Source organism: Bounagaea algeriensis (genome assembly GCF_054491375.1).
Genome location: NZ_CM137102.1, coordinates 1,272,415 through 1,286,307 on the forward strand (window position 1 = coordinate 1,272,415; position 13,893 = coordinate 1,286,307).

Sequence of the window (13,893 nt, forward strand, 5' to 3'; positions counted from 1 at the left end):
CGAAATCTGCTGTCCGCAACGTGGTCGCCCCCCGTAGGCTGCTCGCCACCAGCACGACGTTTCGCTGCCGGCACGACGTTTCGGAGGGGGCCATGCACATCGAGTCGGGACAGGTGGCGGTGGTGACCGGGGCCGCGCAGGGGCTCGGCCGCGCCATCGCGGCCGAGTTGGTGCAGCGCGGGGTCTCGGTGGTGCTGGCCGACGTGGGGCACGCCGCGGTGGAGCGGACCGCTGCCGAGCTCGCCGCAGGTGGTGGCGTGACGATGCCGGTCGGAGTCGACGTCACCGACGCGGCCGCGCTGGCGGCGTTGGCCGAGCGCGTCCTCGAGCGGTTCGGCCGGATCGATCTGGTGGTCAACAACGCCGGGATCGCGCCCGGCGAGGGGAGACCGTTGTGGGAGGTCGACCTGGCCGAGTGGCGCCGCGTGCTCGACGTGGACCTGTTCGGCGTGCTGCACGGCATCCGGGCCTTCGTGCCGCACCTGGTGGCCGCCGGCCGCGGGCACGTGGTCAACATCGCCTCGATCGCCGGACTGAGCGCCACCCCGCTGGCCGCTTCGTACAGCACCGCCAAGCACGGGGTGGTCGCGTTGTCCGAGGCCCTGCACGCCGAGCTGGGCCTGCTGCGGTTGCCGATCGGGGTGACCGCGGTCTGCCCGGGGTTCGTCCGGACTCCGATGGCCGAAGGCACCGCGGAGAGCACCAGCGGTAGCCAGGAGTGGGTCGAACGGCTCGGGACCGAGGCCTCGGCGGCGCTCGCCGAGATCGAGGAAACCATGCGGGACATGCTCGAACCCGACGAGGCCGCCCGCCGCGTCCTGGCCGCCGTGGAGGCGGATCAGCTCCATGTCCTGCCCAGCGGTGATGTCCGCGATGGTGCGCGCTCTCGGACGCAGCGCGTCCTCGACGCCATCGACGCCAGCAGCTGACCGCGGATCGGACCGCACGGTGGTCGGCCCGCGGCGAGCGCGGTCGACCACCGGTTCAATGCTCGCCGGTCTCCACGAGTTGGGTGCGCAACGCCTTCTTGTCGGGCTTGCCGACGTCGGTCAACGGCAGACGCTGCACGAGGTGGATGTCCCGAGGCCGGTACATCGGGCCCTGGCGTCGTCCGACGAACTCGCGTAGCTGTTCGGCGTCCACGTCCGCGCCTGCTTCAGGCACGATCGCGGCGTGCACGACCTCGGCGCCGTTCGGGTCCGGGACGCCGAACACGGCGGCCATGCGCACCTGCGGGTGCGCGAACAGCACTTCTTCGACCTCGGAGGTGTACACGTGACCGCCCACCACGATGATCATGTCCTTCACCCGGTCGATCAGGTGGAGGTATCCGGCGTCGTCCAGGTAGCCCACGTCGCCGGTGTGCACCCAGCCGTTCTGGACGGTGCGCGCCGTTAGCTCCGGCTGCTTCCAGTAGTGGTCCATGTGCGCCGGGGTGCGTGCCCACAGCTCGCCCGGCTGCCCCGGTGCGACCGGCTCGCCGTCCGAGTCGCACACCGCGATGTCGGCGCCGGCAGCGGTACGACCGGCGGTGGACAGCAGATCCGGACGTTCCGGATCGTGTTCCTCGGGCGGTAGCACGCTCATGAGACCGGCTTCGGTCTGCCCGTAGATCTGGTACAGCACCGGGCCGAGCTTTCGTGCGGCTTCGACCAGCCTGCTGCGCGAGGCGGCGCACCCGCCGTAGATGATGTTCTGCAGGCTCGACAGGTCCCGTTGGTCGAACTCGGGGTGGTCGAGCAACTGGTACAGCAGTGGCGGCAGCAACCACATCGAGGTGATGCCCTCGGCCTCGATGGTCCGCAGCACGGCGCCGGGGTCGAACTCGTCGTGCAGCACCACGTATCCGCCTCGTTGCAGCGTGCCATCAGCCAGGCCACCCGCGGCGTGCGCGAGCGTGGTCGCGGCGAGCTGGCGGGGTGCCGACAGGTCGAACGGGCCGCCGTGCCGCTGCTGCGTGGCACGCAGCACGCTGCCGAACGTGTAGCAGACCCCCTTGGGGTGCCCGGTGGTGCCACCGGTGTGGCGGATCTGCTGCACGTCCCCGGGGCGCGCGCGTCCAGCGAGGGGTTCCGCGGGCTGTTCCGCTGCCAACCTCAAGAGGTCGGTGCCCGGTTCGCCGGGCCCGAGCCCGAAGACCAGCTCCGGTTTGCACCCCTGCAGGACTTGTTCGGCGCTGTCCGCGAAGGCCCGGTCATACAGCAGGGCCGTGGTGTCCACATCGGATAGGACGGCTGCCTTCGTGCTTACCGACATGCCGTTGTAGAGCTGCGCGACGCTCGCGCCGAGGAGGTTCGCCGCGTAACGCGCGATCAGCATCTCCGGGGCGTTCGCTCCCAGCAGGGTTACGGTCCGCCCCGGGCCGAGTCCGTGCTCGGCCAGCGCTCGGGCCACCCGGTACACCTGATCAACGAGTTCGCCGCTGGTCATCCGTCGATCGCCGTGGACCAACGCGAGCTCCTCGCGGCGTCCGGCGAGTGCGCCGAGCAGGATCTCCACGTTGGAGCGAGGTTCTTCTGCGTCCACCATCGTTTCCGTTGCTCCGATTGCAATATTATTCGTTAAGCTCACTAAAATTCTACCGATCTCTGCGATCGCTCGACAGGAGAGCAAGGCTGACGTGCGTCCGGAAGGTCGCTTTTGACTGGAAGGTGGCGGCTGTTTCGGTGTGAGCCTGCACAACTTCGTTCGGTCCGCTGACCGGGCGGATCACGGCGCAGCTGCTCGTCGACGGGCGTGCCGAGCTGGGTCTGGCAGCGTTCGACCCCCGCCGGTGACCGGTCGGGGGTCGAGGACGCGGGGACTGGGGACGCCGGGAATGCGGGCCCGGGGGCGCCGGGCCGGGCGTTCAGCCCACGGTTTCGTAGTCGCTGCCGGTGCGTGCCGTTTCCGGTGCTTCGTCGGATTCCGCCGACCGTTCCGCCTGCGCCGTCTCGGCGACCGCGGGCGCGGTACGGCGTTCGGCCAGGGTTCGCCGCACCGCCCAGGTGATCAAGCCTGCCCAGAGCACGACGAGCACCGCGTTGATCGCCACGAGCGGGAGACCTTCGACGCCCACCGCGGAGAGGATCAGCTGCAGGTTCGTCATCACGATCATGCCGCCGGCGCCGACGCCGATGATGCGGGTCGGCAGGATCCGCACGAGGTAGGCGGCGAACGGGGCGGCGACGACGCCGCCGACGAGCAGTCCACCGATGACCATCCACGACAGCCCGGAGGTGCCCAGCGACAGCAGGAAGCCGATGCTGGCGGCCACCGACACCGGGATCTCACCGGTGTCGACCGAGCCGATGACGCGGCGCGGGGTCAGGCGCCCGCTGCTCAGCAGCGTCGACGTGGAGATCGGCCCCCAGCCGCCTCCGCCGGTGGCGTCGAGGAACCCGGCGACCAGGCCCAGCGGTGCGAGCCAGCGCCGGTTCTGCACCGTGAACCCGGAGCGGACGACCGGCCGCGTGCCGAGGGCGAACCGGACGATCACGTAGCAGCCGAGCAGGAGCAGCAGCGTGGCCATCCACGGTTCGCTCGCCTCGGTGGACAGGCTGGTGAGCACGGTGGCGCCGAGGAAGCCGCCCGCGGCGCCGGGCAGGGACAGCCAGAGCATGACCGGCCAGTCCACGTTGCCGAACCGCCAGTGCGAGGCCCCGGAGGCGGCGGCGGTGCCGATCTGGGCCAGGTGCACCGATGCCGAAGCCGCGGCGGGCGCCATGCCCGCGGCCAGCAACCCGGTCGTGGCGGTCACCCCGAAGGCCATGCCCAGGGAACCGTCCACCAGCTGTGCCGCGAACCCGGCCAGGGCCACGAGCACCAAAGTCACCATGCGAATGCTCCCGCGTCGTCCGCGCCCGGTCGGCGCGTTTTTCACAACTAAGTCGACAAGAAAGGTACAGTTTCTCGTCGCTGAGCTACAGCCGTTCCACGACGTAGGATCGGGTGTTTCCGGCGCGGACGGGGCGAGTGCGAGCGGTGGTCGTGCAGCGCACGGGCCCGATGTGGTGCGCGGCGACCCCGCGGGGGAGATGCCGTGCGCGCACCGCCCCGGTGAGCAGGGTCACAAGTAGTTGCGCGGGCCGGGGCTTCCGAAGGGTTCGGGTTCCTGCGGCGGCACGATGCACCTCGCCGCGCGATGGTCCTCCGCTACCGGCTGCGCCACACTTCCTCGCTGGCGGTGCGCGCGTCGATCTCCGGAGGTAGCGAGCTCTCCAGCAGATCCGCCAGGGTGACGTGCTCGAGCACCTCGCGCAGGCTGCTGCGCAGCGCGATCCACACGCGCTGCAGCACGGCTTCGGACGGCTGGTAGGTGGCGTCCTCCGGGCGGGAGCCTGCGATGTTGACCAGCGGGCCGTCGGTGGCCCGGATGACGTCGGCGACGGAGATCAACCCGGGTGAGCGCGCCAGCACCCAACCGCCGGTCTGCCCGCGGCGGCTGGCCACCATGCCCGCTTTGCGTAGGTCCGCGAGCACGTTCAGCAGGAACGTGCGGGGGATGCCCTGCGCAGCGGCGAGGTCCTCGGCCCGGGCCACCTCGCCCGGCTGCAACCGGCCGATCTCGATGAGCGCCCGCACCGCGTAGTCCACCTTGGTCGAGATCCGCATGGAGCTATTGTCCCGCAACTCGGCCGGGTAGCGGGGGCGCCGGGTGGTCGGCGCGTGTCCGCGCCCGGGAATTCGCAGTGGCGCGGAGCCGCAGCCGCGCGGAGCGGCCCGGACAGGGCGGCCGCTCAGGGCAGGTAGCCGACGGCCCCGAACGAGTTGGCCCGCGCGACCTCCTCCGGAGTCGGCGGCGTGTCCGGCCGCCACTGCGCGACCGGGACCAGCCCCGGCCGCACCAGTTCGCAGTCCTGCAGCAGCGGGACGATGCGGTCGGCGGTGCGCCAGGACACCGGGGTGGGCGTGCGCGCCATGATCTCCTCGGCGTGGGCCACCTGTTCGGTGCTGGCGCCGAGCTGCGAGATGTGCGAAACGGCCAGGTAGCTGCCCGCGGTGCAGGCGGCGCGGTAGCCGGTGACCAGCGCGACCGCTTCGGCGTCGTCGGGTACGAACGGGATGATCGCCACCGCCAGCACCGCCACCGGACGGGTGAAATCGAGCAGATCGGCCACGCCGGCAGCGCCGAGCACGGCCTGCGGGTCGCGCACATCGGCCTGCGTGACCGTGACCCCTTCGGTGTCCTGCAGCAAGCGCCGGGCGTGGGCCACGGCCACCGGTTCGATGTCGACGTAGGCGACGCGGGCGGTGGCGGAGTGCTGCTGGGCCAGTTCGTGCACGTTGCCCTTGGTCGGGATGCCCGAGCCGAGGTCGAGGAACTGGTCGACGCCCTGCGCGCACAGGTAGCGCACGGCGCGGTCGAGGAACGCCCGGTTCGCCTGCGCGTACGCCACGGCGTCGGGGACGACGTGCGCGGCCGTGTCGGCGGCTTCCCGGTCGACTGCGAAGTTCGCGGAACCACCCAGGTAGTAGTCGTACATCCGCGCTGCGTTCGGCCGAGTGGTGTCGACCTGCTGCGGCTCCTCGGGCTCGGGCACGGTGCCTCCTCGCGTCGCTCCGGATCGCCGATCAACATCATCGCCGGTCGACATCGTAGGGGACCGGGCGCCGCGGAATCGCCCCTCGTGGGCGGAAAAGCAGCGGAAACTTGAGCGCAGCTCGAGCAGGCCAGCGGTTTTCCGCTCAGCGGGAGCTCGGTGTCGCGACCGCCGACCGTGCGGCTGAAACCCTGGGGTGGTCCGAGCCACGAGAGGAATGCGAACAATGCGAACTCAGGTCGCGATCGTCGGTGGAGGGCCGGCGGGGCTGCTGCTCTCGCACATGCTGCACCTGCGGGGCGTCGACTCCGTGGTGCTGGAACGGCGCAGCCAGGAGTACGTCCAACAGCGGGTGCGCGCGGGCATCCTCGAGCAGGGCACCGTCGACCTGCTGCACTCGACCGGCGTGGGTGAGCGGCTGGCGGCCGAGGGCGACGCGCACCGCGGGGTCTACGTGCAGTTCGACGGCGAGCACGCGCACATCCCGTTCACCGAGCTGACCGGTCGGGCCATCACCGTCTACGGCCAGGCCAACGTCGTCCGCGACCTCGCCGAACGCCGCATCGCCGACGGAGGGAAGCTCTACCACGAGGTCTCCGACGTCTCGGTGCACGACGTGGCGACGGACCGGCCGTCCGTGCGGTTCACCCACGGCGGTGCGCAGCACGAACTGCAGGCCGACTTCGTCGTGGGCTGCGACGGGTTCCACGGGGTGTGCCGCGAGGCCGTCCCCGACGACGTGCGCACCGTCTACGAACGGGTGTACCCCTTCGGCTGGCTCGGCATCCTCGCCGAAGTCCCGCCGTCCACCGACGAACTCATCTACTCCAACCACCGCAACGGTTTCGCGCTGCACAGCATGCGCTCGGCCGAGCTCAGCCGGCTGTACCTGCAGTGCGGACCGGACGAATCGGCCGAGGACTGGTCGGATCAGCAGATCTGGGACGAGCTCGCCGTGCGGCTCGGCAGCGAGGGCTGGGACCTGCGCCAGGGGCCGATCATCGACAAGAGCGTCACGGCGATGCGCAGCTTCGTCACCGAACCGATGCGCTACGGCTCGCTGTTCCTCGCCGGCGACTCGGCGCACATCGTGCCGCCCACCGGGGCGAAGGGGCTCAACCTGGCCGTCGCCGACGTGTACCGGCTGTGCGAAGCCTTGGACGACTACTACGGCAGCGGCAGCACGACGGGACTGGACACCTACTCGCAGGACTGCCTGCTGCGGGTCTGGCGCGTGCAGCACTTCTCCTGGTGGATGACCTCGCTGACGCACCGCTTCGACGGTCCCGACGCGGGATTCGACCGGCGGCTGCAGCGGTCGCAGTTCGACTACCTGCGCAACTCGACCGCCGCGGCGACGACGCTGGCGGAGAACTACGTGGGCATGCCGCTGGTCTGACCGGGCGTGCGAGCGGAGCGTCGAGCGGGTGGCCCTGCCGGACGGACGTGCACTGTGGACGCTCCCGTGCGGGATGCGTCCGGCTGCGGACGCGTTCCGCTCGGAGCCGCACCGATCCAGCGGGACGCCGGTGCTCCCTGTTGCGCCGGCCGTGCGTGCATTTCGCGAAATGCACACACGGCCGGTCGGGTCCGGCGCACCGCGGGTTCTGCTGGGTGGCTCCCCGGCTGCTCTGACTCACCCGCCGTCGAAGGAACGCAGCCGTCGAAGGCACGCCGATTTCAAGAGGTCCTCGACGGTGCAGCCCGCGGGCGCCAGGTCACGCCTGCCCGGCGAGCCCGCTCTTCACCTCCGCGAGCTCGTCGAGCCGCCGCAGCGACGCGTCCTGCGGTTCGGTCGGCAGGGCGAGCAGCGCCTCGTCCACCCCGGCCGCGGCGTACTCCTCGAGCGTGGCGCGGTCGGCCGGTGCGCCGTACACCGACACCGGAACCCGCCAACCGGCGCGGTCGCGGACCTTGGCGACCCGGTCACCGAGGTCGGCCGTACCGCCGCGGGGCAGCCAACCGCCGCCGTACTCGGCCACCCGCTCCACCGAGCGCTCGCTCTCACCGCCCACGTAGATCGGCGGGTGCGGGTTCTGCACCGGCTTGGGCCAGGCGTAGATCGGGTCGAAATCCACGTGCTCGCCGTGGAATTCGGCCTGCTCCTCGGTCCAGATGGCGCGCATGGCGCGGATGCGCTCGTCCATCAGCGCACCCCTGCGGCTCGGCTCCGTGCCGTGGTTGCGCATCTCCTCGCGGTTCCAGCCGGCACCGACGCCGAGCACGAACCGTCCACCCGAGACCACGTCGAGGCTGGCGGCCTCCTTGGCGGTGGTGATCGGATCGCGTTCGATGATCAGCGCGATCCCGGTGCCGACGACGAGCCGTTCGGTGACCGCCGCAGCGGCGGTGAGCGCCACGAACGGGTCCAACGTGCGGTAGTAGATCCGGGGCAGCTCGCCTCCACCCGGATAGGGGGTCTCCCTGCTGGTCGGGATGTGCGTGTGCTCGGCGATGAACAGCGAGTCGAACCCGCGCTGTTCCAGGGCCCGGGCGAGCGGGACGGGTTGGATTCCTTCATCGGTGATGAACGTCTGGATGCCGAACCGCATCGGTCCTCCTGTCGGGATCGGGGCGTTCGGAGACCTCGCCGGACCGGCGCGCCGACATGAGATGATCATGGACGTGTGCGGCTCGCCGGCACGGACGGGAGTCAACCGATTCCGGGCACAACCGTAGAGGGGGGGTCGGGCGTCGTGCAGGGATGTGACGGTGTCGATTGCGGCGCCCGTGACCGCCTGGTCGGGCGACGGGCTGGCGGCCATGGATGAACTGACGGGCAAACTGACCGACCTCTACCAGGAGAACTACCGGCAACTCCTGCGCATCGCCGTGCTGCTGGTGGACGACCGCGGCAGCGCGGAGGACATCGTGCAGGACGCCTTCGTGCGCGTGTACGACTCGCGGGCGCGGCTCCGCGATCCGGACAAGGCGCTGGCGTTCCTGCGGCAGGCCGTGCTGAACCGGGCCCGCTCGGTGCTGCGGCGCCGGCGCGTCGCCCGGCGGTACCTGCCCCGTCTGGCCACCCGCGACACGCAACCGGACGACACGGGCCGCGGCGTGGACCGCGCCGTGCTCAGCGCGGCGCTGGCGCAGTTGCCGCGCAGGCAGCGGGAGGCCATCGTGCTGCGCTACTACGCCGACCTGAGTGAAGCGCGAACGGCCAACGTGATGGGATGCAGCCCGGGAGCGGTGAAGGCGTACTGCTCGCGGGGTGCCGCGCGGCTGGTCGAACTGCTGGGAGAACAGGCGTGAACGGTGCGCGGGAGTCCACGGAGGAATGGCTGCGTGCGCAGTTGCGGTGCGCCGTCGAGGACGTCGAACCGGAACCGAGCGCGTTCGACCGCGTGCTCGCCCGCGCGCGCAAGCACCGCCACCGCCGAGTGCCGGTGCTGTCGGCCGCCGCGGCGGTCGCCGCGGTCTGCGGCCTGCTCGGTTACGTGCTCGCAGGGCTGCCCGCCGAGGACGAGCCGCAGCCGGTGAGCGTGCGTCCGAACAGCTACGTCGCCGCCGCGGAATCCGGTGTGCTGGCGGTGTACGACCTCGCCGACGGCGGGCGCGGCCCGGACCTGGCGCGGTTCGACGGGAGCAGGCCCGAAGCGCTCGCAGGTACTGCGGAGAACGTGTACGCGCTGGTCTCCGGTGCGCAGCGCGAAATCATCGCCGTCTCGCCCGACGGGCGCCGCCGCCCGGTGGCGCGCGTACCGGACACGGCGGATCCGTCGATCCTCGCGGCGCGCTCCGGGCGCGTCGCCTACGTCGACCGGCGCAGCGCTGGTGAGGCGGTGGTGGTCGTGCACGGCGGCCAGCGGCAGGAGCTCGAGGTGCCGGCGGGTTCGAGCGTGCGCGACGTGGCGCTGACCGGTGGTGGACGCGTGGCCGTGCTGCTCGGCGCGGGGAAGTCGACCGAGCTCCGCGTGGTGGATCCGTCCGCGGGCGCGGTCCACGGTCCCGCGGTGCCCGGTCTGGACAGCGGGGAGTGCGGGCCGTTGGCGGTCACCGGCAGCGAGCGCGGCGTGGCGGTGTTGCGGCCCGCCGCGTGCGGCAGCGGCGAGGTGCGGGTGACGGAGGTGGACGGTGCTTCCGGCGCGGTGACCGGCGCCGGCGTTCCGTTCACTGCAGGCGGGCCGCGAGCTGGCCGGCCGCAGCTGTCCGCCGACCGGATGGGGCGAGTGCTCGTCTCCGCCGGCCAGCGGCAGTGGCTCGTGGACGGCGCCGTGGTCCGCGAGGTCCCCGTGGAGTGCGGTGCCGCGGACTGCACCGGGCGTCCCGTGACGCTGTGGGGCTGACGGGCGCACTTCCCGGCCGTCCAGCACTTCCCGGCCGTCCAGCGCGGCGGACCGGTCCGCCTGGCGGGCCGCGCGGCGGGACGTGCCCGGATCTGCGCGCACGACCAGCCGCCGCGATCGTCCGGCAGAATCTCCCGCAGTGGACGCGCAGAATCATCGCCGGGAACTGCTCCGGCTCGTGCGGACGGCGTTGGACCGCCCGCACGGGCAGCTCCTCGCCGCCCTCGCGATGTCGGCCTGGACGCTCGGGTGGATCGGTGGGCAGGTGCTGCCCGGTGCTTCCCCGAGCGCGTTCGACGTGCTCGGGGAGCTGCTCGCGCGGCTCGGACTGGCCGGTGAGGTGTGGAGCGCGCAGCTCGCGGAGGCGTGGTCGAGCGGTGCTGCGGCGCTGCCCGTGGTGGGCGGGCTGCTCTGGGCGGCCACCACCGAGCGGCAGCAGAGCCCGGCGCTGTTCGGGTGGGTGGCGGTGCTGCTCGGTTCGGGCTCGCTCGACTACCGGCCGGCGCTCGTGTTCGCGGTCCTCGCGCTGGTCGCCGTGGTCGGAGTGCTGTGCGGGTGCGCAACCCTCACCGGCAACTTCGTCGACCGCAACCCGGTGCTGGTGCCGGCCGACGTGCTGCGTGCCGGGGTGGTAGCTGCGGCGCTGACCGCGGTCGTCCCGCTGCTGCTGCCGCTGCAGCTCGGTGCCTGGTTGTTCCGCGCCTACGCGACGCTTCCGCCGCGGCGGCTGCCGCGTTCCGAGCGGTCTGCACGCGGTGGCCGGTCGGCCACGCTGCACGACCCGGCCACGCTGCACGACGGGGAAGCGGGGCCCCGCTCGGAACTGTCGGCGGAACACCGGCCGGAGCGTTCCGAGGAGTGACCGCGCCGCGTGCGCGGGTGGTGGATGGTCCGGTCGCAAGCCCCGGGAGCAGGAGCTCTTTCACCCATTCGAGTGGTGTTCGTGGGGAGCAGGAGGAGTCTCGAGAGTGCGCTCCCTCCGGGGTTCTCCCCGAAGGACCGGTTGTCAGCTGCGATGATCACTCGCGGTGCTCGATCGAAAGCTCGTGGTGACCAACAGGTGCCGGGTGTGCACCCGGCCATCCGCTGTGGCGCGTGATTGCAACCCCTGTGCAGAATGACGACTCGAAGGTGATCGTTATCGGCCCGGCAGCCGCCACCGGGAATCCGGCTGATCGACGTCGTCGAGGTCGTAGGGGAAGACGTCCCTCGTCGAAGCGGAGGTCAGCAGTGAGCACCCGTGGCAGCACGCGTGGCCCCACGAGCGGCGTGGTCTACGTCCACTCATCGCCGTCTGCGGTCTGTCCGCACGTCGAGTGGGCCGTGTCCGGCGCTCTCGGGGTCCGCACCGAACTGCGCTGGACGGCGCAACCGGCAGCCCCCGGTCAGCTCCGTGCCGACTGCACGTGGTCCGGAGAGCCGGGCACCGGCGCGCGTCTCGTCGCGGCGCTGCGCGCGTGGCCGATGTTGCGGTTCGAGGTCACCGAGGACCCCAGTCCGGGCATGGATGGACAGCGCTTCTGCCACGTGCCGAGTCTCGGACTGTGGCGAGCGTGCACCAGCGCCAACGGCGACATCGTCGTCGGCGAGGACCAGCTGCGTGCGCTGACCACTGAACCGGGCGCGTCGGAGTCGGTGCACCACCGCGTGCAGCAACTGCTGGGAGCTGCCTGGGACGCGGAGCTGGAACCGTTCCGGCACGCCGCCGAAGGCGATCCCGTCACGACGCTGCACCGCGTCGGCTGAACGGTGCGCTGAACGCGGCGCGCCGCTTTCCTGCGCGGTCCGGATCACCACCGTGGCGGAGCAGGTGCGCACCGCGGTGTGCGAAGCTGGCCCCGTGCGATCGCGTACCTGGTGGACATGGAGCCTTCCGCTCGCGGTGGTCGTGCTGCTGGGGGCTCTCGCAGGTGGAGTGGCGCTGCGCCAGCTGTACCGACCCGCCGCATCGGCGCAGCAGCCGCCCGTCGCCGAACCGGACGGGCTGCTGCGGTTCACCCCGGGAGCCGATGTGCATCCCGCGCGGGACCTCGTCGGCAAGCTGCTGCGCACGCACTTCACCGCGATCAACGAACGGGACTACGCCGCGTGGGAGTCCACCGTCACCGCGGCGAAGCAGGCCGAAATGCCGCCGGAGGAGTGGCACGAGGAGTACTCCTCCACCCGCGACAGCGATGTGCTCGTGCATCGCGTCGAATCGGGTTCCGACCGTGAGCTGCGCGTGCACCTGAGCTTCACCAGCCACCAGGACCCCGGCGACGCGCCACCGCAGTTGCCGCGCTCCTGCGTGCGCTGGCGCGTCGTCTACCCGATCACGGTCGACGACGGCCCGCGGCTGGCCACCACCGGCTTGCCCGGCAGCGCCCTCGTCGGCAGTTGCTGACACCGGACCAGCTGCTGACACCGGACCAGCTGCTGACACCGGGGCCCGCGCCAACTCCGGGCGCTGCACCGCCACATTGGACCCATTCCAGAGAGCACAATTTTCATGAAAATTGTGAGTTGTCCCCACGCTTTTGCCGGACAATTCCTCCCCACGCGAACGGATGAAGGGGAGTGGTGCATCCGGTTCAGAGGGGAATGTTGCCGTGCGCGCCGCGGCCGGCCGGGGCAGCGGCCAGCGCCTCGGCGATGCGTCGACGCGTGTCGTCGGTGTCGATGACCTCGTCGACCACGCCGATCGACATCGCCCGGTCAACGCCCCCGGCCACCCGCTGGTGCTCCTCGGTGAGCTGCTCGCGCAGCGCCTCGCGCTCCTCCTCCGCAGCTGCCGCCAGCTTCTTGCGGTGCACGATGTCGACCGCCGCCTTGGCGCCCATCACCGCGACTTCGGCGCCCGGCCAGGCGAACACGTTCGTCGCCCCCAGCGCCGCCGCGTTCATCGCGATGTAAGCACCGCCGTAGGACTTGCGCGTCACGAGCGTCACCCGCGGTACGACCGACTCGCCGAACGCGTGCAGCAGTTTCGCCCCGCGCCGCACGACGCCACCCCACTCCTGGTCCACGCCGGGCAGGTAGCCGGGCACGTCCACGAGCACCACGAGCGGCACCCCGAACGAATCGCACATCCGCACGAACCGCGCGGCCTTCTCCGCCGACAGCGAGTCGAGACAACCGCCCTTGCGCAGCGGGTTGTTCGCCAGCACTCCCACCGTGCGGCCGCCGAGCCGGCCGAGGCCGGTCACCATGTTCGGCGCCCACTTCGCCTGCAGCTCCGCGAACTCCGCCGAGCCGTCCGCGCGCGTGTCCAGCAGGTCGCGCACCAGCGGTTTGACGTCGTAGGCGCGTTGCGGCCGTTGCGGCAGGTGCTCGCCGAGGTCGCACCGGGCCTGCACGGTCGGCAGGTCGAACATGCCGGGCGTGGCGAACAGGCCCGTGATCTCGCGGGCCCGTGCGTAGGCGTCCGGCTCGTCGTCGGCGACCACGTGCACCACACCGGACTTCGAACCGTGCGCCTCGGCGCCGCCGAGCCCCTCCTGGTCGATCTCCTCGCCGGTGACGCTGCGGACCACGTCCGGGCCGGTGACGAACACGCGCCCGTCCGGGGCCATGACGACGACGTCGGTCAGCGCCGGCCCGTACGCCGCACCGCCCGCGGCCGGGCCGACCACCACGGAAATCTGCGGCACGCGGCCGGACGCGCGGATCATCGCCGCGAACATCTGCCCCATGCCGTCCAGCGACTCCACCCCTTCGGGGATGCGGGCGCCGCCCGAGTGCCACACACCGATCACCGGGCAGCGCTCCCGCACGGCCTGGTCAATGGCGTCGACGATGTGACCGCACCCCGCCGAGCCCAGCGCACCGCCCTTGGCCGTGGCGTCGCTGCAGTAGGCGATGACCTTGGCCCCCCCGATGCGGCCGCGCACGGCGAACATTCCGCTGTCATCGCGCGGGTGCAGCGGTTCGGCGGACCCTTCGTCCAGCAGTTGTTCCAGGCGCGGCTCCGGATCGCGGGGATCCCGCTGGTCCGGTGCGTGTTCCGGCCGAGCGGCCAGTGCGGTCATCGAAATGCCTCCGACGGAGAGAACCGAGAGGGATGGTGCGCGGCGCGCGGAAACGACCCGCGCACGCGGGAGCGA

13 protein-coding genes are annotated in these 13,893 nt (G+C 71.6%); 7 read left to right on the top strand and 6 right to left on the bottom strand.

Annotation, left to right across the window (positions count from 1 at the left end; genetic code table 11):
• Window positions 1-92 precede the first annotated feature (92 nt).
• A complete protein-coding gene (locus ACVGV2_RS05830; RefSeq protein ID WP_459165020.1) occupies window positions 93-929 on the top strand; it encodes an SDR family NAD(P)-dependent oxidoreductase in 837 nt (278 codons plus the stop codon).
• 55 nt (window positions 930-984) lie between these two features.
• Here the strand turns inward: ACVGV2_RS05830 and ACVGV2_RS05835 are convergent, their stop codons facing one another.
• The 4 genes from ACVGV2_RS05835 to ACVGV2_RS05850 all read right to left on the bottom strand — a co-directional run bounded on the left by ACVGV2_RS05835 (window position 985) and on the right by ACVGV2_RS05850 (window position 5,522).
• Window positions 985-2,529: an AMP-binding protein gene (locus ACVGV2_RS05835; RefSeq protein ID WP_459165021.1), complete on the bottom strand. Its 1,545-nt coding sequence runs from the start codon at window positions 2,527-2,529 to the stop codon at window positions 985-987.
• A 319-nt stretch (window positions 2,530-2,848) separates the two neighbouring features.
• Window positions 2,849-3,817 (bottom strand): sulfite exporter TauE/SafE family protein, encoded by a 969-nt coding sequence (locus ACVGV2_RS05840; protein ID WP_459165022.1) that lies wholly within the window; start codon window positions 3,815-3,817, stop codon window positions 2,849-2,851.
• 317 nt (window positions 3,818-4,134) lie between these two features.
• The gene (locus tag ACVGV2_RS05845) at window positions 4,135-4,593 is read right to left on the bottom strand and encodes an RrF2 family transcriptional regulator (protein WP_459165023.1); all 459 of its coding nucleotides are present in this window, start codon (window positions 4,591-4,593) and stop codon (window positions 4,135-4,137) included.
• 125 nt (window positions 4,594-4,718) lie between these two features.
• Entirely contained in the window at window positions 4,719-5,522 is an 804-nt protein-coding gene (locus ACVGV2_RS05850; RefSeq protein WP_459165024.1) for an SAM-dependent methyltransferase, read from the bottom strand.
• 226 nt (window positions 5,523-5,748) lie between these two features.
• On the opposite strand from ACVGV2_RS05850, the gene pobA reads away from it, so the two are divergent.
• Window positions 5,749-6,921, top strand: a complete 1,173-nt coding sequence (gene pobA / locus ACVGV2_RS05855) for a 4-hydroxybenzoate 3-monooxygenase (RefSeq protein ID WP_459165025.1) — start codon at window positions 5,749-5,751, stop codon at window positions 6,919-6,921.
• A 319-nt stretch (window positions 6,922-7,240) separates the two neighbouring features.
• On the opposite strand, the gene ACVGV2_RS05860 is transcribed toward pobA, so the two are convergent.
• On the bottom strand, window positions 7,241-8,074 hold the full coding sequence (locus tag ACVGV2_RS05860) for an LLM class F420-dependent oxidoreductase (protein WP_459165026.1): 834 nt from the start codon (window positions 8,072-8,074) through the stop codon (window positions 7,241-7,243).
• Between the two features lie 211 nt (window positions 8,075-8,285).
• Here ACVGV2_RS05860 and ACVGV2_RS05865 point away from each other — a divergent pair, with 211 nt between their 5' ends.
• The 5 genes from ACVGV2_RS05865 to ACVGV2_RS05885 all read left to right on the top strand — a co-directional run bounded on the left by ACVGV2_RS05865 (window position 8,286) and on the right by ACVGV2_RS05885 (window position 12,194).
• On the top strand, window positions 8,286-8,777 hold the full coding sequence (locus ACVGV2_RS05865) for a SigE family RNA polymerase sigma factor (RefSeq protein WP_459165889.1): 492 nt from the start codon (window positions 8,286-8,288) through the stop codon (window positions 8,775-8,777).
• Window positions 8,774-9,811, top strand: coding sequence for a hypothetical protein (locus ACVGV2_RS05870; RefSeq protein WP_459165027.1), 1,038 nt, complete (start codon window positions 8,774-8,776; stop codon window positions 9,809-9,811). The genes ACVGV2_RS05865 and ACVGV2_RS05870 overlap by 4 nt, the downstream gene beginning before the upstream one ends.
• A gap of 139 nt (window positions 9,812-9,950) precedes the next feature.
• Window positions 9,951-10,673, top strand: a complete 723-nt coding sequence (locus ACVGV2_RS05875; RefSeq protein WP_459165028.1) for a hypothetical protein — start codon at window positions 9,951-9,953, stop codon at window positions 10,671-10,673.
• 407 nt (window positions 10,674-11,080) lie between these two features.
• Window positions 11,081-11,557 (top strand): DUF3145 domain-containing protein, encoded by a 477-nt coding sequence (locus ACVGV2_RS05880; protein WP_459165890.1) that lies wholly within the window; start codon window positions 11,081-11,083, stop codon window positions 11,555-11,557.
• A 94-nt stretch (window positions 11,558-11,651) separates the two neighbouring features.
• Entirely contained in the window at window positions 11,652-12,194 is a 543-nt protein-coding gene (locus tag ACVGV2_RS05885) for a hypothetical protein (protein WP_459165029.1), read from the top strand.
• A gap of 187 nt (window positions 12,195-12,381) precedes the next feature.
• Here the strand turns inward: ACVGV2_RS05885 and ACVGV2_RS05890 are convergent, their stop codons facing one another.
• A complete protein-coding gene (locus ACVGV2_RS05890) occupies window positions 12,382-13,818 on the bottom strand; it encodes an acyl-CoA carboxylase subunit beta (RefSeq protein ID WP_459165030.1) in 1,437 nt (478 codons plus the stop codon).
• Between the last annotated feature and the right edge of the window lie 75 nt (window positions 13,819-13,893).